This is a genomic window from Streptomyces sp. NPDC032126 (assembly GCF_055580085.1).
This window is the reverse complement of the sequence record NZ_JBVIMA010000002.1, coordinates 643,522-667,192: the sequence shown is the minus strand read 5'-3', so window position 1 is coordinate 667,192 and position 23,671 is coordinate 643,522. Positions and strand designations below refer to the sequence as shown.

The following is a 23,671-nucleotide window of genomic DNA, read 5'->3' as shown; positions in this document are numbered from 1 at the left end:
CATGACCGCGGCCGCACCCAAGCCCGAGATCCTGGCCGCGTTCGAGAACGCCAAGGGGTTCATGCCGCTCGACGAGGGGCTCGCGCTCTACGCCGCCGCCGTCGAGGCCGGGCGGCTCGGGCTGCCTCTGCTGGAGGTCGGGACCTACTGCGGGCGCTCCACGATCCTGCTCGCCGACGCCGCCCGGGCCGCCGGAGTCACCGCGCTCACCGTCGATCACCATCGCGGCAGCGAGGAGCAGCAGCCCGGCTGGGAGTACCACGACCCGGAGACCGTCGACCCCGAGATCGGGCTGATGGACACCCTGCCGACCTTCCGCCGCACCCTGCACCGGGCGGGCCTGGAGGACCACGTGGTCGCCCTGGTCGGCCGTTCCCCGCAGATCGCCGCGCTCTGGGGCACCCCCCTCGGTCTCGTCTTCGTCGACGGCGGTCACACCGACGAGCACGCGAGTGCCGACTACGTGGGCTGGGCGCCGCACGTCGCGCCGGGCGGGCTGCTCGTCATCCACGACGTCTTCCCGGACCCCGAGGACGAGTTCACCGGCCAGGCGCCCTACCGCGTCTATCTGCGCGCCCTGGACTCCGGCGACTTCGAGGAGATCTCCGTCACCGGCTCCCTGCGGGTGCTCAGGCGTTCCGCCGCCTGACGACCCGGCGGCGGTACAGCGGGAACAGGCCCACGGCGGCCGTCGCGGCGAGCGTGCCCCACAGGACGGGGCTGCGCAGAACCACGCGGTACAGCGGGGCCGGGGACGCCTCCAGGGGAATGGCGGCGCTGTCGTTGGCCGGGGTGCGGTCGTAGGGGTTGTGCACCCGGATCGTGCCCCGGGCGCCCGGCACCTGACGGTCGATACGGATGCGGAAGCCGACGGTCGTCGTCCCGTTCTCCCCGGGCCGGAAGACGTCCCGGTTCAGATCGCACACGAACGCCCCGCCCGGCGCCTCGGGCCGCTCGCACGCCCACTTCCCGTCCGTGCCCTCGAAGGTGTACGGCACGGAGGTCACCGTGGTGCCCTCCGGCGGGACCACCTCGAAGCCACCGCGCTCGGGGCCGAGACCGCCCGGCCCGAGATCACGCACCCCGAGCCGCACCGTCACCGTGTCGCCGACCCGGCCCCGTACGGTCCCGGTGACCGGCGCGTAGTCGGCCTGCACGGTCGTCTCCACGCCGAGCGTGCCTTCGGTGGCGTCGAAGCCGCGGTCCGCCGTCGGCACCAGCGTGAGCGGGGCACCCGTGCCGCGCCGGGCGTGGCCGGCCGGTCTCTCCGTGGACGACGACCACGCGGTGAACACGGTGCCGTTCAGCTCCCCGGCCTCCACGCGGTAGGTGAACGGGGCGCTCGTTCGGTACGCGCTGCCCGGCGCGGCCTTCGTCGGGAAGACGCACCACGCCGAAGTGGAGCCGTCGTAGAAGCAGTTGCTGTGCCGGGCCGGCAAGGTCACCCCGCCCTCGGCCCTGACCCGGAGGGCGACGCCCCGGTCCGCGGCGAACCGGCTGTGGTTGGCGAACGACGCGACCAGCGGCATCTCCCGTCCGGGCACCACGCCCTTCACGGTCGCCGGCCCGCCGGGCAGGGTCAGGGTGGGACCGCCGACGACCATCCGGGTCGTACCGGTGACCGTCGGGGCGTTGTCGGCGCTCGCGGTGTACGTGACCGTGCCGCTGTCGCCGGGCCGGACGCCGGCCACGCCGTGCAGGACGAAGGGGATGTTGGACTCGCCGTCGCCGTTCTGCACATCCCCGTACACGCACGTGTACACCGCGCCCTCGACCGTGCAGTTCCCGTACCCGCCCCGGTCCACCCGGGCCACACCCGCGACGCCCGACGCGTCGACGACGACCCGCACATGGCGCGCCGGGGTGTCGCCCGTGACGGCGACCGGCACGACGAAGTCCTGGTTCTCGCCGCGCGCCCCCTCGTCGGCGTTGTACATGACGAAGGAGCGCACGGTCTCGAAGCGCAGCGCGACCTCGTCGGAGCCGGCCGCGCCGACGGCTCCCGCCGGGGCCGACGCGCACAACGGCACGACGAGGCAGGCCAGCAGAGCGGCGGCCGTACTGCGCCCGGCGGCCGGCAACCGAAAAAGCATGCGGGCCACTATGCCAGCGGCGTCCGGCCCGGCGTCGGGGGTGGGCGGCGTGCAGGGCTCAGAGCCAGCCCTGCCGGCGGGCCTCCCTGACCGCCTCCGTGCGGTTGCGGGTGCCGGTCTTGCCGATGGCGGCGGAGAGGTAGTTGCGGACCGTGGACTCCGACAGGTGGAGGCGGTCGGCCACATCGGCGACCGTCGCGCCGTCGGCCGACGCCTTCAGGACGTCGCACTCACGGGCCGTCAGCGGGTTCGGGCCGGCCGTGAGCGCGGCCGCCGCCAGCACGGGGTCGACCACCGTCTCCCCGGTCAGGACGCGGCGGATGGCGTCCGCCAGATCCTCCACGGGGCCGTCCTTCACCAGGAAGCCCGCCGCGCCCGCGTCCATGGCCCGGCGCAGATAGCCGGGCCGGCCGAAGGTCGTCAGGATCAGCACCCGGCAGTCGGGCGCCTGGTCGCGCAGGTCGGCCGCCGCGTCCAGGCCGCTCCTGCCGGGCAGTTCGATGTCGAGGAGCGCGACGTCCGGACGGTGGGTGAGCGCCGCGTCGACGATCGCGTCGCCCGCGCCGACCTGCGCGACGACCTCGATGTCCGGCTCCATCCCCAGCAGCAGGGCGAGCGCCCCGCGCAGCATCCCCTGGTCCTCCGCGAGCAGGACCCTGATGGACTTGGCGGGGCGGTGGTCCCGGGGCATGTCGTTCACGGGCCAAGCGTAGAGCCGGCCCGGGCATCGGGACCCCTGTCACCAGCGGATACGACGTCCGTACGACGACCGGTGCCGGCCGGGTCGGCGGGGCCCGCGCCGTCCACCGGCAACTCGGCGGTCACGACGAAGCCCCCGCTCGCCCCCGCCCCGGCCGTCAACTCCCCGCCGGCCACGGCCAGTCGCTCCCGCAGCCCGGTCAGCCCGTTGCCGGCGCACGCCGGTGCGCAGGCTCCGGGGTCGTCCTCGGCGGACCGGCCGGCCGTGCCGTTGTCCGTCACCGTCAACCGCACCGTCCTGCCCGCCCCCGACACCGCGATCTCGCAGCGCGTCGCACCGCTGTGCCGTACGACGTTGGTGACCGCCTCGCGCACCACCCAGCCCAGGAGAGCCGCCGTCTGCGGTTCCAGGGGCGGCCCCGACTGCGTGAGGACCGGCTCCACGCCGGCCGCGCGCAGGGCCGAGCGGGCCCGGTCCAGCTCCGTGGTCAGGCTGCCCTCGCGGTAGCCGGTGACGGCCTCGCGGATCTCGGTCAGCGCCTGCCGGCCCACCGACTCGATGTCCGTGATCTGGCCGATGGCCGCGTCCATGTCGCGCGGGGCCAGCCGCCGGGCCGCCTCCGACTTCACGACGATCACCGACAGCGTGTGCCCGAGCAGGTCGTGCAGATCGCGGGAGAACCGCAGCCGCTCCCGCTCCACCGCCTGCCGGGCCAGTTCCTCACGGGCCTCGCGCAACTGCCGTACCGTCTCGGCCAGGGACAGGATCGCGGCGGTCACCATCGTCGACAGGAACGTGCCGTAGACGACGTCGATCGCGTCCCAGCCGGACCGCGGTGCGGCGACCGCACCCGCCAGCGCGGCGAGGCCGAGGCCCACCGGGCCGATCCCGCGGCCCCGCAGCGCCGCGCCGGTGGCCAGGCCGAGCAGCGGGAAGAAGTACAGCCAGCTGCCGCCGTAGCCGCCGGCCAGACCGCAGGTGACCAGCGCCATCAGCGCCAGCGCCACCCGGGTGGAGGGCGCGTGCCGGCGCTCCTCGTCGAAGCTGCGGGTCACCACGTAGATGTAGAGGGAGTTGAAGGCGAGCAGGCCCAGGCCGCCGACCCAGGGGTTCGGCGTCTCGCCCTGGACGAGGTTGGAGACCGCGCCCATCCCCAGCAGCAGCCAGGGCAGCAGCGTGAGGCTGGACGCGGGCGGGCCCGCCTCCTCGGTTCCGGTGCCGTCCCGGCACGCGTCCTTCTTCCGCCGGTACATCTCCTGGCTCCCCCTTCGTACGGTGGTCCGTCGTCGAGAGCGACGCTACGCACCCGACGCCCGGCCCGGCAGATCCGGTTGTCCGGACTCCGGCAGGACAAATGTCCCGCCCCGCTCACCTGACACAGCGTCAGGAGCCTTCACAAGTACGGACCGCTCGGCTATACAGAGGGCGCCGGACTGGAACGCGTTCTAGATCCGCCCGTGACGACCTCGGTGCGGCCGACGGTGCGGACGGTCGCGCCGGGGTCTCGAAGCCGCCCTCGTGAGGAGCTGTATGCCCATCGACGCAGCCAAGGCGCTCGCGGCCGAGCCCCGGTCGGGAGAGATCTCCTGGACGTCCAAGGACGTCCAGCTGTACCACCTCGGCATCGGCGCCGGCCACCCCGCCACCGACCCCGACGAACTGCGCTACACCCTGGAGAGCCGGCTGCACGTCCTGCCGAGCTTCGCCACCGTCGCGGGCTCGGGCGCGCCCGGAGTGATCAGCGGGCTGTCGATGCCCGGCATCGAGGTCGACCTCGCCCGCGTGCTGCACGGCGGCCAGACCCTCACCGTCCACCGGCCGATCCCGGCCCGGGGCACCGCGACGGCCACCTCCCGCGTCGCCGCCCTGTACGACAAGGGCAAGGCCGCCGTCCTCGTCCTGCGCACCGACGTCACCGACGCCGACGGACCGCTGTGGACCAACGACGCCCAGATCTTCCTGCGCGGCGAGGGCGGCTTCGGCGGCGAGCGCGGCCCCTCCGCCCGCCTCGACCCGCCCGCCGGCGACCCCGAGCGGACCGTCGAGCGCGCCACCCGTGAGGACCAGGCCCTGCTCTATCGCCTGAACGGCGACTGGAACCCGCTGCACGCCGACCCGGAGTTCGCCAAGGTCGCCGGGTTCGACCGGCCCATCCTGCACGGGCTGTGCACCTACGGCATCACCCTCAAGGCCGTCGTCGACACGCTGCTCGGCGGTGACGTCACCCGGGTCCGGTCCTACACCACCCGCTTCGCCGGGGTCCTCTACCCGGGGGAGACCCTGCGCGTCCGCATGTGGCCGGGCGAGGGCGCCGTACGGATCGCCGTGAGCGCCGTCGAGCGGGACGACGCGCCCGTCCTCGCCGACACGATCGTCCAGCACGCCTGAATCACGCCTGATTCACGCCCTGATCCACGCCCGAGTCACGCCGAGTCATCGACGAGTCGAGCCGAGTCGACCCCCGCGGGGGCCGAGGGGAGCCGCACCATGCGCGCAGCCGTACTGCACGAGATCGGCCAGGACAAGCTGGAGGTCCTCGACGACGTCGAGGCGGTGGGCCCCGGGCCCGGCCGGGTGAGGATCCGGGTGCGGGCCACCGGGCTGTGCCACTCGGACCTGTCCGCGATGAGCGGCGTGCTGCCGCAGCCCGGCCCCTTCGTCCCCGGCCACGAGGGCGCGGGAGAGGTCGTGGAGGTGGGGGAGGGCGTCACCCGGGTCACGCCCGGCGACCGGGTCGTCGTGTGCTGGCTGCCCGCCTGCGGAGCCTGCCCCGCCTGCCGGCGCGGCCAGACCGAACTGTGCCTGGCCGGCTTCATGAACGCGGGCACCCCCAACTTCCGCCGCCCCACGGGCGACCTCTTCGGCTTCGCCGGCACCGGCACCTTCGCCGAGGAGGTCGTCGTCGACGCGGGCTGCGCCGTACCGATCCCCGACGACGTGCCCTACGACATCGCCGCGCTCATCGGCTGCGGCGTGACCACCGGACTGGGCGCCGCCCTCAACACCGCCGACGTGGAAGCCGGTTCGTCGGTGGCCGTCATCGGCTGCGGGGGCGTCGGCATCTCCGCCATCCAGGGCGCGCGGCTGAAGGGCGCCGCCGAGATCGTCGCCGTGGACCCGGTGCCGTCCCGGCGCGAGGCCGCGCTCAGGTTCGGCGCCACCCGGGCGGTCCCGCCCGAGGAACTGCCGGGCGCCAAGCAGGAGATCACCGGCGGCGAGGGCTTCGACTACGTCTTCGAGGTCGTCGGAAAGTCGGCCACCGCCCGGACCGCCTACGAGAACACCCGGCGCGGCGGCACCCTCGTCGTGGTCGGCGCCGGCGCCCTGGACGACTTCCTCCAGCTCAACATGTTCGAGCTGTTCTTCGACGAGAAGCGGATCCTGCCGTCGATGTACGGCGGCGGCGACGTCCTGCGCTCCTACGAACGCACCATCGCCCTGTGGCGGGCCGGCCGGATCGACCTGGCCGGCCTGATCACCCACCGCGTGCCGCTGACCGACGTCAACGAGGCGCTGGACCAGATGCGCACCGGGGCGGCCCTGCGTACCTGCATAGAGATCTGAGGCCCGGCATGTCACTGCCACTGGAGGGACTCGCCGCGATCGTCACCGGCGCCGGCCGCGGCCTGGGCCGTGCCGAGGCGCTCGAACTCGCCCGGCTCGGCGCGGCCGTAGTGGTCAACGACTACGGGCAGCCGGGCCGGGACGGCTCGGGCGAGGCGTCCGCCGGGCCGGCCGAGGAGGTCGCCGCCGAGATCCGCGCGGCGGGCGGCACCGCGCTCGCCCACACCGGGGACGTCGCCGACTTCCGGCAGGCCGGGGAACTGGTCGCGGCCGCGATCGAGGCGTTCGGCAAGCTGGACGTCCTCGTCAACAACGCGGGCATCCTGCGCGACCGCATGATCTTCTCCATGGCGGAGGAGGAGTGGGACGCGGTCGTCCGGGTCCACCTCAAGGGCCACTTCAACACCACCCGGTTTGCCGCCGAGCACTGGCGGGAACGGTCGAAGGCGGCCGGCGCGCCCGTCCACGGCCGGATCGTGAACACCTCCTCGGAGGCGTTCCTCGCCGGATCGGCCGGACAGCCCAACTACGCGGCCGCCAAGGGCGGAATCGTCGGCCTGACCACCTCCACGGCGCTCGCGCTCGCCAAGTACGGCGTGACGGCCAACGCGATCTGCCCCCGCGCCCGCACCCGGATGACGGAGGACGTCTTCGCGGGGCTCGCCCGCCCCGCCGGCGGACTCGACCCGCTCGCCCCCGAGCACGTCGCCCCGCTCGTCGGCTATCTCGCCTCGCCCGCCGCGGCGCGGGTCAACGGGCAGCTGCTCGTCGTGCACGGCGGCATGGTCGCGATCGTCGAACGACCGCGGGTCCGGGCGACGTTCGACAGCAAACAGGACACGTTCACGTACGACGAACTTGACGCGCTGCTCACCGCGCACTACGCGGAACGGCCGGAGGGGGAGACGTTCGCCGCGACGGAGGTGCTGGGGTTGCGGCGCCGGTGAGGTGGGGGCCGTACGGCGCGTACCTGCCGCATACGCGGAAGGGGGGTGGCCCGTCGGTAGACGGCCACCCCCCTCATCGGTGCGTGCCTCAGGCGGCAACCTCGGCCTGCTCGGTCCGCTCGGACCGTTCGGCCCGCTCGGCCGGCTTGCGGTGCCGGCCGCGCGGGGCCGCCTCGGCGTCGTGGTTCGACACCGGGCCGCGGTGCCGCCCATGACCGGAGGAGGCCTCCTGGGCCTCGGTCGGCAGCGGCTGCGTGATGCTTGCGTCGCTCATCGGAAGAGTTCACCCCGTCAACATGATCTTCTTACAGCCGGGCGAGTCTAACCGCCGCCCCTCGGGGCGGATCCAGGCGGCCACGCCGACCGGGACTAGTTCGTTACAAGCCGCGCGAGGGGAGCCTCCTGGAGGGGGACGGGGCGGGGGACTCCGTCGGCGGGGGAGGTGGGGTGGGTGGAGTTGAGGGAGGTGCCGGAGCCCTCGGACTGGTCGTCGGCGGTGTCGGCGGATTCCGTCGGAGCGGCGGCCAGGTCCGCCGGTGCGGGGGACGAGGCCGGTGCGGGGGACTGGGCCCGCTCCTCGGCGCTCGTGTCGGGGACGGTGATGCGGGCCACGCCGCACGGGTCGGTGTCCGTCGCGTACGGCAGCCGCAGCACCCCGTCCGCCGTCCACAGCCCCGCCCCCGCCAACCACCCTTCCGGCGCGGCGAGTTGATGCAGCTGCCGTCGCGCGGGGCGCCAGACACCGACCCATGTGCCGAGGGGCCCGTCGATCCGGAGGGCCACCGCGCAGTTCTCGGGGAGCAGGACCTGGCCGGGCTGGATGGCGAACGGGGTCACTGTGCAGCCGGGCAGCCGCAGGGAGTCCGGGAAGCGGACGGGGAGGGTGCTGCCGAGGACCCCCCAGCCGAGCCGGGGTTCGCCGGGGGAAGGGGCGTCGGACTCGATCAGCAGCAGACCGCTGTCGGGGTCGGCGAGCAGCAGACGGTCGTCGCTGCCGGCGGCGATCTGGAGCAGCGGGGTGATCTCGCCGCCGCGTTCGAGGTCCACGACGACGGCCTTGGTGCGGCCGCCGACCTCGCGGTCGAGGGCGAGCATCCGCCCGGTGCGGTCCAGCCAGACCCCGCCGGAGCAGCGGCCGGGGATCTCGACGAGGTGCTCGGGGCCGAAGAGACCGCCGGCGACCTGCCACAGGACGGTGGAGCGCCGGCCGACGGCGAGGGCGTAGGCGCGCTCACCGCAGGGTGCGGGCGGCAGCAGCCGCAGCCGGGTGTCCTCGTCCGGGCACTCGACCGCGCCGAGGGGGAGCTCGCCGGTGCCGGGTCCGGTCGGGTAGAGCAGCGAGAAGACGTGCCGCCCCGCCGCCCTGCGGTGGATGAGCACCCTCCCGTCCGCCAGCGGCTGCACCTCCGTACCGGGCTCCTCGGGCTGGTTGCCGGGCAGCGGCACGGCATACGGCTCGGGGCCGTCGAGGGTCCAGCGCTCCGGGAACCAGGAGTCGCCGTCCCGTGCGAGACGGGCGGCGTAGGCACCGGCCGCCGTGATCACGCACAGTGCGGGCGGCATACGGTCGTTGTCCGCGGCGGGTTCGATCGCACAGGCCGTCATCTTTGGGTCACCTCCGCCGAAGAAGGTACGTTTTCGCACGCACGCCCGTGGGAGCACGAAGCGGGGGCTTCGCTCTTACGAGTGGTGCAGAAGCGATTCCTCTTCGGTGAGCGGTGGGTTTGTGCGTGCCGCGCCCCCACTCCGGCCGACGTCCGACCTCAGCGGTGCGGGGCCGCGGAGCGGGCAGGTAGCCTTTTCTCCGTGCCCCGTCTGTTTGAAGTTGTCGCCGCGCTGGAGAACCTGTGGCCCGCCGAGCGGGCCGAGTCCTGGGACGCGGTCGGAACCGTCGTGGGCGATCCCGATCAGGAGGTCTCGCGGGTTCTGTTCGCGGTCGACCCCGTGCAGGAGATCGTCGACGAGGCGGTGAAGCTCGGGGCCGATCTGCTGGTCACCCACCATCCGCTCTATCTGCGGGGGACCACCACCGTCGCCGCCTCCACCTTCAAGGGGCGCGTCGTGCACACCCTCATCAAGAACGACATCGCGCTGCACGTCGCCCACACCAACGCCGACACCGCCGACCCGGGCGTGAGCGACGCCCTCGCCGGCGCCCTCGACCTGCGCGTCGTACGGCCCCTCGTACCGGACGGCACCGACCCCGAGGGGCGGCGCGGACTCGGGCGGATCTGCGAGCTCGACCATCCGCTGAGCCTGCGCGACCTCGCCGCGCGCGCCGCCGAGCGGCTGCCCGCCACCGCCCAGGGGATCCGGGTCGCCGGCGACCCCGACGCCCTCGTGCGGACCGTGGCCGTCAGCGGCGGCTCCGGCGACAGCCTCTTCGACGTCGTCCGCGCCGCCGGCGTGGACGCCTTCCTCACCTCGGACCTCAGGCACCACCCCGCCTCCGAGGCCCGCGCCCACAGTCCTCTCGCGCTGCTCGACGCGGCGCACTGGGCCACCGAATGGCCCTGGTGCGAGCTGGCCGCGAGCCAGCTCGACGAGATCTCCGACCGGGAGGGATGGGGCCTGCGGGTCCATGTCTCCGCCACGGTCACCGACCCCTGGACCGCCCACGCGGCGTCCAACGCCACCACTAGCTACACGGGAGCCCCCAACTGAACGCCGCGCCCGCCGACCAGATCCGACTCCTCGACGTCCAGGCCCTCGACGTACGCCTGCAGCAGCTCGCGCACAAGCGGAAGTCGCTGCCCGAGCACGCCGAGATCGAGTCGCTGACCAAGGACCTCACGCAGCTGCGCGACCTGCTCGTCGCCGCGCAGACCGAGGAGAGCGACTGCGCCCGCGAGCAGACCAAGGCCGAGCAGGACGTCGACCAGGTGCGTCAGCGCGCCGCCCGCGACCAGCAGCGCCTCGACTCCGGCGCCGTCACCTCCCCGAAGGACCTGGAGAACCTCCAGCGCGAGATCGTCTCCCTCGCCAAGCGGCAGGGTGACCTGGAGGACGTCGTCCTGGAGGTCATGGAGCGCCGTGAGGGCGCCCAGGAGCGGGTCGCCGAGCTGACCGAGCGCGTCGGCTCCGTCCAGTCGAAGATCGACGACGCCACCGCCCGCCGCGACGCCGCCTTCGAGGAGATCGACGGCGAGGCGGCCACGGTCGGCAAGGAGCGCGAGGTCGTCGCCGGCTCCGTCCCCGCCGACCTGCTCAAGCTCTACGACAAGCTGCGCGGGCAGCAGGGCGGCATCGGCGCGGCGAAGCTGTACGCCCGCACCTGCCAGGGCTGCCGCCAGGAGCTCGCCATCACCGAGCTGAACGAGATCCGCAAGGCCGCCCCCGACACCGTGGTGCGCTGCGAGAACTGCCGTCGCATCCTGGTGCGGACCGCCGAGTCCGGCCTCTAGGAGCCTGTGCCGTGCGGGAGTTCATCGTCGAGGCGGACGGCGGCTCGCGGGGCAACCCCGGGCCCGCGGGCTACGGCAGCGTCGTGATCGACGCCGCCACGGGGGAGACCCTTGTGGAGGCGGCCGGTTACCTCGGGGTCGCCACCAACAACGTGGCCGAGTACCGGGGCCTGATCGCCGGGCTGCGCGCCGCCGTCGAACTCGACCCGACCGCGACCGTCCACGTCCGCATGGACTCCAAGCTGGTCATCGAGCAGATGTCGGGGCGCTGGAAGATCAAGCACCCCGACATGAAGCCGCTGGCCATGGAGGCGTCCCGGATCCTCCCACCGGACCAGGTCACCTACGAGTGGATCCCCCGCGAGCGGAACAAGCACGCGGACAGGTTGGCGAACGCGGCGATGGACGAGGGGACGGGGGTTGCCGGTCCCGCCGTTTCGTCGTCGGCTGTTGAGCCCGCCTCCTCCTCCCCTTCTGCGGTTTCCCCCTCTTCCACCCGTCGCGGAGCGGCCGAGCGGGGTGGCGGCGGAGCCGACGAGGTTGGTGGCGGAGCCGGTAAGGCCGGGGCCGATGTCAGGGCCGCGCGGAGCGTGGCCGCGCCGAGTGTCGGCTGGGCCTCGGCGGACATGGGAGCGCCCGCCACGTTCGTGCTGCTCCGGCACGGGGAGACCCCCCTCACCCCCCAGAAGCGCTTCTCCGGCAGCGGCGGCACCGACCCCGCCCTCTCCGACGTGGGCCGCGAGCAGGCCGAACGGGTCGGCGCCGCCCTCGCCCGGCGCGGCACCATCGAGCACATCCTGGCCTCCCCGCTCGCCCGCACCCGCGAGACCGCCGGTATCGTCGCCGCCCGTCTCGGCCTGGAGGTGACCGTCGACGAGGGCCTGCGCGAGACGGACTTCGGCGCCTGGGAGGGGCTGACGTTCGGCGAGGTCCGCGAGCGCTACCCGGACGATCTCGACGCCTGGCTCGCCGACCCGGAGGCCCACCCCACCGGTGGCGGAGAGAGCTTCGCCGAGACCGCCGTCCGTATCGCCGCCGCCCGCGACAAGCTCGTCGCCGCCCACGCGGGCCGCACGGTCCTGCTCGTCACCCACGTCACCCCGATCAAGACGCTGCTGCGCCTCGCCCTGGGCGCCCCGCCCGAGTCCCTGTTCCGCATGGAACTCTCGGCGGCCTCCCTCTCGGCGATCGCCTACTACGCCGACGGCAACGCCAGCGTCCGCCTGGTCAACGACACCTCGCACCTACGCCCCTGAGCCCAGCCGCAGGAGCGGACGCGCTCAGTGGATCTCCGCCACCAGCACGTCCAGCGACCACGCCTGCCCCGCCCGGCCCGGCGCCTCGGCCTCCACCTCGTACCCGAGGTCCCGCAGCGCCTCCACCAGCTCGGCCGGGCCGGCGGGCGCCGCCCCCGCCGTCAGCAGGCTCCGGACGATCCGCCCTTTGGTCGCCTTGTTGAAGTGGCTGACCACCTTGCGGGTCGGCGCGTGCAGCACCCGTACGGTCGCCGTGCGCGCGGCGACCTCCCCCTTCGGCTTCCATGCCGCCGCGTAGGCCGACGAGCGCAGATCCAGCACCAGCCCGTCCCCGGCCGCCTCGGGCAGCGCCGACGCCATCGGCGCCCGCCAGTGCGCGCCCAGCGCCCCGATCCCCGGCAGCTTCACGCCCATCGAGCAGCGGTACGAGGGGATCCGGTCGGTCACCCGGACCGCGCCCCACAGCCCCGAGAAGACGAGCAGCGAGCGCCCGGCGCGCCGCTTCGCGGCCGGGTCGAGGGACGCCAGGTCCAGGGCGTCGTAGAGGACGCCCGTGTAGATGTCCCCGGCGGGCCGCGCTCCGGCCGTCCTGAGCGCCGTGTTCTTCGCGACCTCGCCCCGCAGCCCCTCGCTCAGCCCCAGCACCTCGCGCGCCTTCTCCTCGTCCCCGGCGCACAGCTCGACGAGCGCGTCGAGTACGGCCGCCCGGCCCTCGGTGAGTCCCGGCAGCGACAGCGACTCCAGCTTCAGCGGGGTGCCGCGCCCGGAGGGCGCCTTGCCTTCGGACGGAGGCAGCAGGACCAGCACGGAAGATCTCCTTCAGTCGAACTCCCGACAGCGTACGGCGTGCCCCGCTCCCACCCCCGCGTCGTACGGCGTGCCCCTCCGCGACCCCCGCCCTACGCTCGTTGCATGCCCCGCCGCCACATCCGCGTGACCGGCGTTCCCGAAGCCCCCCTCCGGGCCGCCCTCACCGCCCTGCGCACCAAGCTCGCCGTCCCCGACGGTTTCCCGGCCGAGGTCCTCGCGGAGGCGGACCGCGTCTCCCGCGCCCCCCTGCCCCCACGGCAGGACGCCACCGACATCCCCTTCCTCACCATCGACCCGCCCGGCTCCACCGACCTCGACCAGGCGCTGCACCTGTCCCGCCAGGGCACCGGCTACCGCGTCCGGTACGCCATCGCCGACGTCGCCGCCTTCGTCGTACCCGACGGCCCGCTGGACGCCGAGGCGCACCGCCGGGTCACCACCCTCTACTTCCCCGACGGCAAGATCCCCCTGCACCCGCCCGTCCTCGGCGAGGACGCCGCCAGCCTCCTCCCGGACCAGGTCCGCCCGGCCGCGCTGTGGACCATCGACCTCGACGCGGACGGCCGCACGCTCGCCGTCGACCTCCGCCGCGCCCTCGTCCGCAGCCGCGCCAAGCTCGACTACGCGGGCGTGCAGCGGCAGATCGACGACAAGACCGCCGAGGAGCCGATCGCCCTGCTCGCCGAGATCGGAAGGCTCCGCGAGGGCCTGGAGGCCGACCGCGGCGGCATCTCCCTCAACGTGCCCGAGCAGGAGATCGTCGAGCACGACGGCACGTACGAGCTGACGTACCGCGCCCCGCTGCCCGCCGAGGGCTGGAACGCACAGCTCTCCCTCCTCACCGGGATGGCCGCCGCCGACCTGATGCTGGCCCACGGCACCGGCGTCCTGCGCACCCTGCCCCCCGCCCCCGACGGCGCGGTGGGCCGGCTGCGCCGCGTCGCCCTCGCCCTGCGCGTCGACTGGCCGCACCACGTGTCGTACGCCCAGCTCGTCCGCTCCCTGGACCCGAGCCTCCCGCGCCACGCGGCGTTCCTCCAGGAGTGCACGAGGCTCCTGCGGGGCGCCGGCTACACCGTCTTCCGGGACGGCGCCCTGCCCGCCATCACCACCCACTCCGCGGTGGCCGCCCCCTACACCCACTGCACGGCCCCCCTGCGCCGTCTGGCCGACCGCTACACCACGGAACTGTGCCTGGCCGCCGCCGAGGACCGGCCCGTGCCCGACTGGGTGACGGCCGCCCTGGACGGCCTCCCGGCCCGGATGGCGGAGGGCGGCCACCGCCAGAACACGGTCGAACGCACCTGCGTGGACCTGGTCGAGGCGGCCGTACTGAAGGACCGCGTCGGCGAGACCTTCGACGCCTACGTGATCGACGTGGACGAGGACCGCCCCCACGTGGGCACGGTCCACCTGCGAACCCCGGCGATCATCGGCCGCGTCGACGCGGACCACCCCCTCCCCCTCGGAGACCCCCTACAGGTCCACCTCACCCAGGCGGACCCAACGATCCCGACGGTACGTTTCGCCCCGGCGTGAGCCTCTGACGCCGTGGCGGGACGTATGCCACGATCGAGCGAACGGGTCCCGATCTCTTGGACAGGTGATCTTCCGATGTCCCAGTCTGGCGAGCGACCGAAGGAGGGGGGTGACATGACTGCCATGGCCCACGAGCCGCTCACGCAGGAAGACATCCTGCTGGAGGGCTTTCTCGCCCTGGACACCCCGGAGGGTTTCCGGGCCGAGCTGATCGAGGGGGAGATCGTTGTGACGCCGCCGCCGGACGGGGATCACGAGGACTACATCGGACTGATCGTTGAGCAGGTCCACGTGAAGTCCGTGACGCGCATGCAGTTCGCCGGGACCAAGGGCCTCAAGCTGGAAGGCAGCCCGAAGGATCACGTGATCCCGGACGGCACGTTCGCCTCCAGGGAGCGGCGGCTCTTCCGGGGAGCCGAGCCGTGGATGCCCTGCGAAGGCGTGGCCATGGTGCTCGAAGTCACTTCCTCCAAGCCGGCCGTCGACCGTGAGGTCAAGCGCCGCTGCTACGCCCGTGGCGGCATCCCCTTGTACCTGCTCGTCGACCGCGACGCTGCCGCGGTCACGCTCTTCTCCGACCCGGAGGGGCACGACTACCGCGAACACATCACCCGGCCCGTCGGTAGGGCCCTCACCCTTCCCGAGCCGTTCGGCTTCGACTTGGAGACGACGGACTTTCTCTGACCCTCCTCGCGTTGCACCCGTAGACCGAAAGGGGTGCGGGGTGGAGCAGACGTCGTGGACCAGGGCCAGGCTGGGCCGGTGCGGCCCCCCGCTCGACCTGCTGACCGCCCGCTTCGACAAGCACGTCTACGCCCCGCACGCCCACGACGAGTTCACGATCGGCGTCTGCGTCGGCGGATCCGAGATCATCGACTACCGCGGCGGGCACATCCGCACCGGCCCCGGCTCCATCGTCGTCCTCGCCCCCGACGAGATGCACACCGGCGGCCCCGGCAACCCCACCGACGGCTACGCCTACCGCGCCCTGTACGCCGAGCCCTCCCTGCTCATCGACGGCGTCCTCGGCGACAGCCGCCCGCACTTCCGCGAACCCCTCCTCGACGACCCCGAGCTGGCCGCCGCGCTCCGCCTCGCCCACACCGAGCTGAGCGTCTGCCCCGACCCACTGGAGGCCGAGTCCCGGCTGCCGTGGCTGCTCACCGCCCTGACTCGGCGCCACTCCACCGCCCGCCCGGCCGACGACCGCGTCCCCGGCGCCGACAGCGTCGCCCACGCCGTCCGCGACCGCCTCGCCGACGAACTCCTCGCCCCGCCCTCCCTGGCCGACCTCGCCGCCGACCTCGGCATGTCGCGCTACCAACTCCTGCGCGCCTTCCGTACGACCATGGGCGTACCGCCGTACGCCTGGCTGGCCCAGCACCGGGTGCACCGGGCCCGCGCGCTGCTGGCGTCCGGACTACGCCCGGCCGAGGTCGCGGGGCTGGTGGGCTTCGCCGACCAGGCGCACCTGACCCGGTGGTTCCGGCGCGTGCTGGGCGTCACCCCGGCGGCGTACCGCAACAGCGTTCAAGACACCCGGTGAGGCACCGGCCGACACTGCCCGCATGACTGCACGCGGCTGGTTCCTCTTCTCCCTCATGGGAGTCATCTGGGGCATCCCCTATCTCCTGATCAAGGTGGCGGTGGACGCCGACCTGTCCCCGTCCACGGTGGTCTTCACCCGCTGTGCCCTCGGCGCCGCGCTCCTGCTCCCCTTCGCCCTGCGCCAGCCCGGTCTGGCCCGCACGCTCCGCACCCGCTGGCGGCCGCTGCTGGCCTTCGCGTGCATCGAGATCATCGGCCCGTGGTTCACGCTCACGGACGCCGAGCGCCACCTCTCCAGCTCGACCGCGGGCCTGCTGATAGCGGGCGTGCCGATCGTCGGCGTGGCCCTGGCCCGCTTCTTCGGCGACACGGAACGCCTGGGTGTCCGACGCCTCACCGGACTCGCCCTCGGCCTGACCGGCGTCACGGTCCTCACCCTCCCGCACCTGACCGGCGGCGACGCGCGGTCCCTGGCAGAGGTACTCCTGACAGTCCTGGGCTACGCGACGGCCCCCCTGATCGCGGCCCGCCACCTGAAGGACGTCCCGTCCCTCCACCTGACGGCCCCCTGCCTGGCCCTCGCGGCCCTCGTCTACGCCCCGGCGGCGGCCGCGACCTGGCCCGCCGAGGTGCCGTCGGCGAACGTCCTGGCCGCCCTCGCCGCGCTGGGCGTGGTGTGCACGGCCGTCGCCTTCGTCGCCTTCCTGGAGCTGATCAAGGAGGCGGGCCCGACCCGCGCCACGGTCATCACCTACGTCAACCCGGCGATCGCGGTGACGGCGGGCGCCGTCTTCCTGGACGAGGAACTGACGACCGGCATAGGGATCGCCTTCGCCCTGATCCTGGCCGGCTCGGTCCTGGCGACGGCGGCGGGTCCGAGGAGGACCGCACGCCCGGTACCATGGTCGACACGGCAGACGAGCCGGGCGGACGGCCGCGTGGAGTCCCCCTAGGGGGCTTCCCGAGGAACGTCCGGGCTCCACAGGGCAGGGTGGTGGCTAACGGCCACCCGGGGTGACCCGCGGGACAGTGCCACAGAAAACAGACCGCCGAGGACCTCGGTCCTCGGTAAGGGTGAAACGGCGGTGTAAGAGACCACCAGTGCCCAGGGTGACCTGGGCAGCTAGGTAAACCCCACCCGGAGCAAGGTCAAAAGGAGCGCCGTAAAAAGCGCTCTGCGCGGACGATCGAGGGCTGCCCGCCCGAGTCCGCGGGTAGACCGCACGAGGCCGACGGCAACGCCGGCCCTAGATGGATGGCCGTCACCCCGGACTCCGCGAGGACCCGGGGAACAGAACCCGGCGTACAGCCCGACTCGTCTGCCGCTCCTCTGGCTGAACTTGAGCACCGATGGTGCGTCCGCATTCCGCCTGTCGCCGGTCCGGTGCTGTTCGCGCTGTCTTGAGAGACCACCACGCCGCGCCGATGAAGTGAACTGCATGCGGACGCCACACGTTGAGCGGACGGGTACTGCGCGAGCAAGTGCGTAACCTCGACGGCGAAGCCCGGCTGAGGGCAGCACGGGGCGAGCAGACGTACGCGATCAACGGAGCGGCGTTGCAGCGGTATATCGCCTCCCTCGGCCAACCCCATGAACAGGGCAGGCAAGGGGCGAGCGAACAGGGGGCGCTGAAGCGGCGCCGTGCCATACGCCGGGCGGCTGAGCCCAACGGTGCCCAACCAGGACCCGATGAGCCGGCTGCTCTGCAACACGCAGCTGCCGCTGTGCCTGGGCGGGGCCCGTCATCGAGCGATCAGGCTGCCCGCAGGCAGGCTGTGCATGACGCGTTCGCCGCGAACCATGTCTCTCCTCCCTCAGCCGCGCCCAGCGCATCCGGCCTGGTCGCGCAGGCAGCGCAGTACGCGGCCAACGGCCCGCTGACCCCCGAGGTCCCCGAAAGTGACGCGAGGAAGGGACGCCTGTTCACGTTGAGGGCTCAGATGGTGCCTTCGCTGTCCTGCCCACCGCGCAGGTGCTCGCGCTGCGCAGGACACGTTGGTGCGTCTCCTGGAGTTCGGGGCCCGGATCGACGCCGAGTTCTCGGGCCAGGAGCCGTTGCGCTTCACCGTAGACCGCCAGAGCTGCGGCCTGCCGCCCGGATCGGTGGAGGGCGAGCATGAGGAGTTTCCGCAGGTGTTCGTCGAAGGGGTGTCGCGCAACGAGTTGTTGCAGGTCGACCGCTGCCGCGGTGGTGTTTCCGAGTTCGAGTTCCGCGGCGATCCGGTCGGTCTGGGCTTGGAGGCGGAGATGTTCAAGGACGTGCCGATGCGCGTCGGCCCGTGGCCCCCCGAGCCCCTGCAGTGCCTCGCCTTGCCACAGTGCCAGTGCGTCTCGCAGATGGCGGGCGACATCCTGGAGGCAGCCTTCGCGCCGGGCTCTCTCCGCCTTCGACGCCAGCGATCTGAACGCCTTGAGATCGCAGTTGTGCACCGTGGTGGCCAGGCAGTAGCTGTCACCCCGAGAGCGGATGGCGGACGACGCCGAGGTGCAGGCCGGCTCCAGTGCCCGGCGCAGCCGGTAGACATGGGTGCGTATCGTGCCGACGGCTGTGGCGGGGGCGGAGCCGGCCCAGACGGCGTCGGCCAGGGCACTGACGGACACCGGGGTTCCCTCGGCAAGGATCAGTGTGGCCAGCACCGCCTGCTGCTGGGGCGAGCCCAGCCTGACTTCCTCAGCTCTGTTCCAGGCGCGCACGGGGCCCAGTAGTGAGAAACGCAGCTGGTTCATCGAAGAAATCCTCCATCGCGGGCAGAAAACGCACCCGGAAGAACACATGCGGTGGATTTCCCGGGCTGTCCCACACTCTGGGAGGTGTACTTGACGGCGTCTTGGAAGTCACTTGCCGACACCTTGCAGACGACTCGGATCGACAGTCATGCAGCGGTCGCCTCGTCGCGTGTGCGCATCGTGGTCTGCAGATGACGCAAGGCGTAGTGGACCCGTGACTTGACCGTCCCCGGGGGTATGCCCAGGACACGGGCAGCCTGCTGCACACTGAGTTCGTCCAAGTAAGTGGCCCGCAGCGCCTCCTGGTGGAGCGGGGCGAGATCCTCCAGGGCCTCATGGAGGTCCAGGGCGGCCAACATCCGTTCGATCTCACGGGAGTTGCTGTCGACGTCCTTGAGCCAGGTCGCCGTGCTGCTGATCTCGCGGGGGCGCAGCGAGCGGGCGCGGTACTCGTCGATGACCAGATTGCGTGCCACGCGGAACAACCACCGCCGTACGTTCATGGTCGCCGTGTCGTGGAGGTTGCGCTTGACCCAGCAGCGCAGGAGAGCCTCTTGGACGACGTCCTCCGCTCGGTAGGCGTCGCCGCCGACCAAGCGCAGGACGTAGGCGTAAAGGTCCCTGGTGTGGGCCTGGTAGAGGTCGAGCAGTGCCCGTTCCTCCGCTGACGCGGATCCGGTCGATCCGATGACGTGGTGCTGCATGGTGTGCTCCTGGGCTGCGTCAAGTGGTGGAGCACCTGAAGGTGTTGCCTGGCGATGGCAGCCCGATGGTCGTCCGATGGACGCGGTGACGACGGATCGATGCCGTGACGGTCTACGGGGTCTGCGCGGCGTAGGCACGGGGCGGCGTGTGCATCCGCTGTCCGACGTACCGCACCATAGGGGCGTAGGCATCGGGGACCAGGCCCTGATCGCCCAGCCGCTGCCACATGTTCAGCAGTTCCGTGCCGTGCACGAGGACCGGCTGCTCGTCTTCGAGGAAGCTCCAGGCGGCTGTCGCCCGCGCCACGTCGTCGGCTGCCCGCGGGTCGGAGTGCCGGCAGCGTACGCGGGCTACGGCCAGTGCCAGCAGCGTTGCCTGGCGGGGAATACCGCACAGGTGGGCGAGGTAGGCCTCCAGGGCTCTGGCTTCCAGGGCGTACGGGTGTGCGGCTTCATATCTGCCGGTGAGGTACTCGCGTAGCGCGGTGGCCAGCAGGAGGGCCTGGTCCAACTGGTCGGCGTGCGCCCGCCGTTGGATGGTGGTGACACGGTCGGCCAGCGCTGGGGGGAGTGCGGCGTCGTGCGGAGCCGGGGAGGCTGTCGGCGCGACCAGGTCGTCGGACGGCATGAACAGTCGGCTGGAGCCGTCGGGCAGGACGTCGAGCAGGAAACTCTCGCCGCTCGACCGGTCGTTCACGGCTGCCCGCACGACGGTGTCGCGCTCGCGGGCGTAGTCGTGCAGGAGGTTCAGGACCGCCTCGTGCACCGGGACGTCCTCCGCCTGCGGCACGAGGTCACCGTTCACGACGGCGCGTTCCCCTTCGGAGATGTACACGTCACAGGCGAAGGCCTCGGAGTCGGGGGCCGGGAGTGTCATGGGTATGTCCTCGAAAGATCGTGGCCGGCGGGCCGACGCGGGAGAAAGTCGCGGGCGAGGTGAACCGCCCCGCGCAAAGGGCCGTTGTGGAGTGACATCAGGCTCCCCGGTCCAACGGGCCGGCATCCGATCCGGTTCAAAACCGGCCTAAAAACACAGAAGAAGCATGAAAGTCGACACTGTTACGACCTCGGAGAGGGCACCCGGTGGGAAATCCTTCAGCGATGCCACCGGGAGCCCATGCGTGGGTGCGCGGGCCCACGTCCGCCCAGCCGCCCTCGGCCGCGGTGAACAACGCCCCTGCTCCGCCCCGGCCCCCGGTCGATCGCCAGGAACCCGGCACCCGGCCCGTCGCCCCGCCCTCGCGCCGCGGCCAGGGGCCGGTGGAGCGCACGGGCGGGACACCGGTCGGCCCGAACGGCTCCCCTGCCACGACCATCGGCTGGGTGCAGGCGCACGGCGGCGCCGGCGTCACCTCCCTCGCCCGCTGCCTGGGCGGGGTGGACGTGGGAGCACGCTGGCCCCAGCCCCTGCGCGGCGAACCCTCGCGTGTCCTGCTCGTCGGGCGCACCAGCCTCGCCGGTTTGCAGGCAGTCTCCCGGCAGCTGGACGCGCTACGGCAGGGCAAGGCCCCCCAGGGGCTGGACCTGCTCGGCGTGGTGCTGGTGGCGGACGCTCCCGGCAGGCTGCCACTGACGCTCGTACGGCGGGTGCGTGTCATCAAGTCGGCGGTCACCGTCCACCGCGTCCCCTGGATCCCCTCCTGGCGCGTCGGCGAACCGGCTTCCGAACCACCGAGACAACTCACGTCCCTGGCCGCCGTGGTGAGCGGCACGGACATCCCCTCGCGGAGGCGTGGATGAGCGGCGTTCCCTGGATGCTCGCCGGTTTCGACCCCGACCCCGAGGCCGGGCAGGTGCTGGGCATCCTGGCCTGGTGCGCGTCCGCCGCCGGAGTCGGAGGGCTCATCGTCGTAGGCATCAGGATGTCGCTGCAACTGCGCCGCGGCGACCCGGGTGAAGGCGGCGAACACTTCCGGGGCGTCTTCTACATCGCCCTCAGCTGTCTTCTGGCCGCCACCGCGGGGCCCCTCGTCGCCGCCCTGGGCGACCTGTCCCTCTGACCAACGACACCGCTCGTGCACCCCTGACCCTCTGCCATGCCGCGCCACTCCGGGCACGAGTACACCCTGCTCGACGGAAACCGGCGGCATCCTCACCCGGAGACCCTCATGACTCTGCTCGACCTGTCCGTTCTGGCGGCCAACGTTCCCCAGCCGGTACGCACCGCCCCACCCGAGCTCGCCAACAAGGTGAACACCGTGCTGGGCATCGCGGCCTGGGCGGGCACCGTCGCCGGGGTGGCCGGTGTGCTCGTCACCGGGGCGATGATGGCGATCTCCGTGAAGCGGGGAGAGAGCTCGGAACACATGAGCCGACTGGCCATGGTGCTGGGCGGATGCGTGCTCGTCGCCACGGCCGGTCCTCTGGTCACCTTCGTCTTCGCGTGAGCCGGACCCACCGATGCCACGTACACGACGTCCGTCCAAGCCGGACACCCCTTACTGGACACACCGCAGCTGGCAGGCGTCCGCCGCCTTCCTCGCCGTGGTGGCTCTGGCGTCCGCGGTGGTGTTCTTCACCTCCGACGCCGAACGCGGCGGCTACGCCGAGGCGGTGCCGCGCACCCCGACAACGTCCGAGGTACGAGTGAACCCCTGCCAGGCACAGGCTCGGACACCCGCCCAGGGCGGCGACGGAGCGCCGGCGGATCTGCGCTGGGGCACGCTGCACGGCACCCGGGTGCCCGTCTCGGCCTCCCAAGGACCCGCCCGTCGGGAGAGCCGGCTGTGGCGGTGTTTCGCCCGCACCCGGGTCGGCGCGGCACTCGCGGCGCAGATCATCTGCTCGCAGATGAGCGGACCCGCCTGGCGCTTGGCCACCCAGGAGCAGGTGGTGCCCGGGCGGGGACGGGAGAGGTTCGCCGCGAGACGTGAGTTCGTGCAGGACACCGCGGAGTCGGCCGCCCCGGCCACCGCCACCTGGGCGGGCTACCGCACCCTGTCGTACCAGGGGAACTCCGCCACCGTGGGGCTGCTGATCAAGACGGCCCAGGGATACGCGGCGACATCGGTGCGGATGCGCTGGACGGACGACGACTGGAAGGTCCTCGCCGACGACGACGGCGCCCTGTACTCCCGGATGACCACCAGCGCGGTTCCCGCCGGATACACCCTTTGGGAGGCCTGACATGGCATGCCCGAACGGCAATCCGCTGGCCGACGTCGTCGTGGGCTTCTTCGAGTTCCTCGGCAACCCCGTCAACACCATCGTCAAGGGGATCGCCAACGCGGTACTCGCAGGCGCCATCGAGATCTTCGACTCGCTCGTCACCAACGTCCCCACGTTCTCCTCGACCACCACGGCCGCGCAGGTCAGCGACCAGACACAGTGGCTGGTCGTCTATCTCGCCGTGGGATCGCTGCTGGTCGCCGCCGCCCGCATGGCACTTCAGCAACGCGGCGACGCGGGACGTACGGCACTGAAGGGCATCCTGCGGGTCATCTTTGTCGCTGGTGCCGCCACCACGCTCGCCACCGCCTGCGCGTCGCTGTCCGACCGGTACGCCGACCATCTCTTCCAGCTGGGGGCCGAAGCCCAGATCAACAGCATCGGCTGCCAAGACGGCGCGAACATCGAGCCGTTCCTGCTGCTGATCCTCGCCTTCCTTCTGATGATCGCCGGCATCCTGCAGACGATCATGCTCTACATCCGGCTGGGCGTCATGATCGTGCTGCTGGGCACGCTTCCGCTCGCCGCCGCGGCGTCCATGACCGAGTGGGGCGCCAGCTGGTGGCGCAAGCACATCGGCTGGCTGACCGCGTGGCTGGCGTACAAGATGGCCGTCGCGCTGGTCATCTACGCGGGCTCCGCGATGACCACCGCGGGCCGGGGGACCGGTGACCCGGAGGCGATCCACGAACGCATCGCCGGCATCGGCGTGATGCTGCTGTCCGCGATCGCCCTGCCCGCGCTGCTGAAACTGGTCGTGCCGGCCACGGCGGCCCTCGGCGGGGACCCGGTCACCTCCTACGCCGTCTCCCAGGGCCAGAACGCCCTGGCCTCCGGTGCCCGCTCGGTCGGCAGCCAACTCAGCGGCCCCAGCGGCGCACAGCCCCCGGCCGGCGGTGGCGGTGTGCCCGGCCCGGCCGGCGCTCCCGGAGGTGCTGGAGCGGCCGGTGCCGGCGGTGCCGCCGGCGGGACCGGAGCAGCCGGCGGTGCCGGGGCCGCCGGCGGAGCCGGGGCGGCGGGTGCCGCGGGCGCGGCGGCCGGACCGGTCGGTGCCGCGGTCGGTGCCGCCGTCGGAGCGGCGAAGGCCGTGGGACGCGCCGCCGCCGGTGCGGCGGGCGGCGGCAACGGCAGCGACAACTGAGCGGGTGCGTCCGCCAGTTCCCCTCGACAGCCGCCGGGCTCCATGTCCCCCGTGGAGTCCGGCGGCGCC

General features: G+C 72.7%; 24 protein-coding genes, 1 other RNA gene and 1 pseudogene. 17 read left to right on the top strand and 9 right to left on the bottom strand.

Annotated elements, in window-relative coordinates; translation table 11 throughout:
• Position 1 precedes the first annotated feature (1 nt).
• Complete coding sequence (locus ACZ5NW_RS11530) at positions 2-649, top strand: class I SAM-dependent methyltransferase (RefSeq protein ID WP_468743594.1); 648 nt, start codon at positions 2-4, stop codon at positions 647-649.
• Here the strand turns inward: ACZ5NW_RS11530 and ACZ5NW_RS11525 are convergent.
• The 3 genes from ACZ5NW_RS11525 to ACZ5NW_RS11515 are packed head-to-tail and all read right to left on the bottom strand — an operon-like array spanning position 630 to position 4,046.
• Positions 630-2,093, bottom strand: a complete 1,464-nt coding sequence (locus ACZ5NW_RS11525; protein ID WP_468743593.1) for a hypothetical protein — start codon at positions 2,091-2,093, stop codon at positions 630-632. The two genes, ACZ5NW_RS11530 and ACZ5NW_RS11525, sit on opposite strands and share 20 nt — an antisense overlap.
• A 58-nt stretch (positions 2,094-2,151) precedes the next feature.
• Positions 2,152-2,784 (bottom strand): response regulator, encoded by a 633-nt coding sequence (locus ACZ5NW_RS11520; protein ID WP_468743873.1) that lies wholly within the window; start codon positions 2,782-2,784, stop codon positions 2,152-2,154.
• 5 nt (positions 2,785-2,789) lie between these two features.
• Positions 2,790-4,046, bottom strand: a complete 1,257-nt coding sequence (locus ACZ5NW_RS11515; protein WP_468743592.1) for a sensor histidine kinase — start codon at positions 4,044-4,046, stop codon at positions 2,790-2,792.
• 277 nt (positions 4,047-4,323) lie between these two features.
• Between ACZ5NW_RS11515 and ACZ5NW_RS11510 the strand changes: the two genes are divergently transcribed.
• The 3 genes from ACZ5NW_RS11510 to ACZ5NW_RS11500 all read left to right on the top strand — a co-directional run bounded on the left by ACZ5NW_RS11510 (position 4,324) and on the right by ACZ5NW_RS11500 (position 7,304).
• Positions 4,324-5,181, top strand: coding sequence for a MaoC/PaaZ C-terminal domain-containing protein (locus ACZ5NW_RS11510; RefSeq protein ID WP_468743591.1), 858 nt, complete (start codon positions 4,324-4,326; stop codon positions 5,179-5,181).
• A 99-nt stretch (positions 5,182-5,280) separates the two neighbouring features.
• A complete protein-coding gene (locus tag ACZ5NW_RS11505; RefSeq protein ID WP_468743590.1) occupies positions 5,281-6,357 on the top strand; it encodes a Zn-dependent alcohol dehydrogenase in 1,077 nt (358 codons plus the stop codon).
• Between the two features lie 8 nt (positions 6,358-6,365).
• The gene (locus ACZ5NW_RS11500) at positions 6,366-7,304 is read left to right on the top strand and encodes a 3-oxoacyl-ACP reductase (protein ID WP_468743589.1); all 939 of its coding nucleotides are present in this window, start codon (positions 6,366-6,368) and stop codon (positions 7,302-7,304) included.
• Positions 7,305-7,392: 88 nt separating this feature from the next.
• Here the strand turns inward: ACZ5NW_RS11500 and ACZ5NW_RS11495 are convergent, their stop codons facing one another.
• Complete coding sequence (locus tag ACZ5NW_RS11495) at positions 7,393-7,578, bottom strand: hypothetical protein (RefSeq protein WP_468743588.1); 186 nt, start codon at positions 7,576-7,578, stop codon at positions 7,393-7,395.
• A gap of 95 nt (positions 7,579-7,673) precedes the next feature.
• Positions 7,674-8,909 (bottom strand): hypothetical protein, encoded by a 1,236-nt coding sequence (locus tag ACZ5NW_RS11490; protein ID WP_468743587.1) that lies wholly within the window; start codon positions 8,907-8,909, stop codon positions 7,674-7,676.
• A 201-nt stretch (positions 8,910-9,110) separates the two neighbouring features.
• Between ACZ5NW_RS11490 and ACZ5NW_RS11485 the strand changes: the two genes are divergently transcribed.
• The 3 genes from ACZ5NW_RS11485 to ACZ5NW_RS11475 are packed head-to-tail and all read left to right on the top strand — an operon-like array spanning position 9,111 to position 11,964.
• Positions 9,111-9,968, top strand: coding sequence for a Nif3-like dinuclear metal center hexameric protein (locus ACZ5NW_RS11485; RefSeq protein WP_468743586.1), 858 nt, complete (start codon positions 9,111-9,113; stop codon positions 9,966-9,968).
• Between the two features lie 56 nt (positions 9,969-10,024).
• Positions 10,025-10,708, top strand: a complete 684-nt coding sequence (locus ACZ5NW_RS11480; protein ID WP_468743872.1) for a zinc ribbon domain-containing protein — start codon at positions 10,025-10,027, stop codon at positions 10,706-10,708.
• Positions 10,709-10,719: 11 nt separating this feature from the next.
• Positions 10,720-11,964: a bifunctional RNase H/acid phosphatase gene (locus ACZ5NW_RS11475; RefSeq protein WP_468743585.1), complete on the top strand. Its 1,245-nt coding sequence runs from the start codon at positions 10,720-10,722 to the stop codon at positions 11,962-11,964.
• A gap of 24 nt (positions 11,965-11,988) precedes the next feature.
• Here ACZ5NW_RS11475 and yaaA read toward each other — a convergent pair whose 3' ends face one another.
• Entirely contained in the window at positions 11,989-12,771 is a 783-nt protein-coding gene (yaaA, locus tag ACZ5NW_RS11470; protein WP_468743584.1) for a peroxide stress protein YaaA, read from the bottom strand.
• 105 nt (positions 12,772-12,876) lie between these two features.
• Between yaaA and ACZ5NW_RS11465 the strand changes: the two genes are divergently transcribed.
• From ACZ5NW_RS11465 to rnpB, 5 genes and pseudogenes are all read left to right on the top strand, one after another.
• Positions 12,877-14,313 (top strand): RNB domain-containing ribonuclease, encoded by a 1,437-nt coding sequence (locus ACZ5NW_RS11465; protein WP_468743583.1) that lies wholly within the window; start codon positions 12,877-12,879, stop codon positions 14,311-14,313.
• Between the two features lie 114 nt (positions 14,314-14,427).
• Positions 14,428-14,997, top strand: coding sequence for a Uma2 family endonuclease (locus ACZ5NW_RS11460; RefSeq protein ID WP_468743582.1), 570 nt, complete (start codon positions 14,428-14,430; stop codon positions 14,995-14,997).
• 40 nt (positions 14,998-15,037) lie between these two features.
• Complete coding sequence (locus ACZ5NW_RS11455) at positions 15,038-15,859, top strand: helix-turn-helix domain-containing protein (RefSeq protein WP_468743581.1); 822 nt, start codon at positions 15,038-15,040, stop codon at positions 15,857-15,859.
• Between the two features lie 22 nt (positions 15,860-15,881).
• Positions 15,882-16,664: pseudogene (locus tag ACZ5NW_RS11450) on the top strand (DMT family transporter); the annotation flags it as partial.
• Positions 16,665-16,779: 115 nt separating this feature from the next.
• Positions 16,780-17,183: RNase P RNA component class A (gene rnpB, locus ACZ5NW_RS11445), an RNA gene on the top strand.
• A 602-nt stretch (positions 17,184-17,785) separates the two neighbouring features.
• Here rnpB and ACZ5NW_RS11440 read toward each other — a convergent pair.
• From ACZ5NW_RS11440 to ACZ5NW_RS11430, 3 genes are all read right to left on the bottom strand, one after another.
• Entirely contained in the window at positions 17,786-18,589 is an 804-nt protein-coding gene (locus ACZ5NW_RS11440) for an AfsR/SARP family transcriptional regulator (protein WP_468743580.1), read from the bottom strand.
• Between the two features lie 146 nt (positions 18,590-18,735).
• A complete protein-coding gene (locus ACZ5NW_RS11435; RefSeq protein ID WP_468743579.1) occupies positions 18,736-19,293 on the bottom strand; it encodes a sigma-70 family RNA polymerase sigma factor in 558 nt (185 codons plus the stop codon).
• A gap of 112 nt (positions 19,294-19,405) precedes the next feature.
• Positions 19,406-20,170, bottom strand: a complete 765-nt coding sequence (locus tag ACZ5NW_RS11430) for a hypothetical protein (protein ID WP_468743578.1) — start codon at positions 20,168-20,170, stop codon at positions 19,406-19,408.
• Between the two features lie 248 nt (positions 20,171-20,418).
• Here ACZ5NW_RS11430 and ACZ5NW_RS11425 point away from each other — a divergent pair, with 248 nt between their 5' ends.
• From ACZ5NW_RS11425 to ACZ5NW_RS11405, 5 genes are all read left to right on the top strand, one after another.
• On the top strand, positions 20,419-21,033 hold the full coding sequence (locus ACZ5NW_RS11425) for a DUF6668 family protein (protein WP_468743577.1): 615 nt from the start codon (positions 20,419-20,421) through the stop codon (positions 21,031-21,033).
• Positions 21,030-21,293, top strand: coding sequence for a hypothetical protein (locus tag ACZ5NW_RS11420; RefSeq protein ID WP_468743576.1), 264 nt, complete (start codon positions 21,030-21,032; stop codon positions 21,291-21,293). Before ACZ5NW_RS11425 ends, ACZ5NW_RS11420 begins: the two co-directional genes overlap by 4 nt.
• A gap of 108 nt (positions 21,294-21,401) precedes the next feature.
• The gene (locus ACZ5NW_RS11415) at positions 21,402-21,680 is read left to right on the top strand and encodes a hypothetical protein (protein WP_468743575.1); all 279 of its coding nucleotides are present in this window, start codon (positions 21,402-21,404) and stop codon (positions 21,678-21,680) included.
• A gap of 13 nt (positions 21,681-21,693) precedes the next feature.
• Positions 21,694-22,419, top strand: a complete 726-nt coding sequence (locus tag ACZ5NW_RS11410) for a DUF8175 domain-containg protein (protein ID WP_468743574.1) — start codon at positions 21,694-21,696, stop codon at positions 22,417-22,419.
• Between the two features lies 1 nt (position 22,420).
• Positions 22,421-23,602 (top strand): hypothetical protein, encoded by a 1,182-nt coding sequence (locus tag ACZ5NW_RS11405; RefSeq protein WP_468743573.1) that lies wholly within the window; start codon positions 22,421-22,423, stop codon positions 23,600-23,602.
• Positions 23,603-23,671 lie beyond the last annotated feature (69 nt).

Excerpts from the sequence above, each read along its gene's own strand:
- ACZ5NW_RS11415 (WP_468743575.1), top strand. The coding sequence starts at position 21,402 with ATGACTCTGCTCGACCTGTCCGTTCTGGCGGCCAACGTTCCCCAGCCG.
- ACZ5NW_RS11515 (WP_468743592.1), bottom strand. The coding sequence starts at position 4,046 with ATGTACCGGCGGAAGAAGGACGCGTGCCGGGACGGCACCGGAACCGAG.
- ACZ5NW_RS11440 (WP_468743580.1), bottom strand. The coding sequence starts at position 18,589 with ATGAACCAGCTGCGTTTCTCACTACTGGGCCCCGTGCGCGCCTGGAAC.
- ACZ5NW_RS11410 (WP_468743574.1), top strand. The coding sequence starts at position 21,694 with ATGCCACGTACACGACGTCCGTCCAAGCCGGACACCCCTTACTGGACA.
- ACZ5NW_RS11465 (WP_468743583.1), top strand. The coding sequence starts at position 12,877 with ATGCCCCGCCGCCACATCCGCGTGACCGGCGTTCCCGAAGCCCCCCTC.
- ACZ5NW_RS11490 (WP_468743587.1), bottom strand. The coding sequence starts at position 8,909 with ATGACGGCCTGTGCGATCGAACCCGCCGCGGACAACGACCGTATGCCG.
- ACZ5NW_RS11510 (WP_468743591.1), top strand. The coding sequence starts at position 4,324 with ATGCCCATCGACGCAGCCAAGGCGCTCGCGGCCGAGCCCCGGTCGGGA.
- ACZ5NW_RS11435 (WP_468743579.1), bottom strand. The coding sequence starts at position 19,293 with ATGCAGCACCACGTCATCGGATCGACCGGATCCGCGTCAGCGGAGGAA.
- ACZ5NW_RS11505 (WP_468743590.1), top strand. The coding sequence starts at position 5,281 with ATGCGCGCAGCCGTACTGCACGAGATCGGCCAGGACAAGCTGGAGGTC.
- ACZ5NW_RS11525 (WP_468743593.1), bottom strand. The coding sequence starts at position 2,093 with ATGCTTTTTCGGTTGCCGGCCGCCGGGCGCAGTACGGCCGCCGCTCTG.
- ACZ5NW_RS11500 (WP_468743589.1), top strand. The coding sequence starts at position 6,366 with ATGTCACTGCCACTGGAGGGACTCGCCGCGATCGTCACCGGCGCCGGC.
- ACZ5NW_RS11530 (WP_468743594.1), top strand. The coding sequence starts at position 2 with ATGACCGCGGCCGCACCCAAGCCCGAGATCCTGGCCGCGTTCGAGAAC.
- ACZ5NW_RS11495 (WP_468743588.1), bottom strand. The coding sequence starts at position 7,578 with ATGAGCGACGCAAGCATCACGCAGCCGCTGCCGACCGAGGCCCAGGAG.
- ACZ5NW_RS11520 (WP_468743873.1), bottom strand. The coding sequence starts at position 2,784 with ATGCCCCGGGACCACCGCCCCGCCAAGTCCATCAGGGTCCTGCTCGCG.
- ACZ5NW_RS11430 (WP_468743578.1), bottom strand. The coding sequence starts at position 20,170 with ATGACACTCCCGGCCCCCGACTCCGAGGCCTTCGCCTGTGACGTGTAC.
- ACZ5NW_RS11420 (WP_468743576.1), top strand. The coding sequence starts at position 21,030 with ATGAGCGGCGTTCCCTGGATGCTCGCCGGTTTCGACCCCGACCCCGAG.
- ACZ5NW_RS11405 (WP_468743573.1), top strand. The coding sequence starts at position 22,421 with ATGGCATGCCCGAACGGCAATCCGCTGGCCGACGTCGTCGTGGGCTTC.
- ACZ5NW_RS11460 (WP_468743582.1), top strand. The coding sequence starts at position 14,428 with ATGACTGCCATGGCCCACGAGCCGCTCACGCAGGAAGACATCCTGCTG.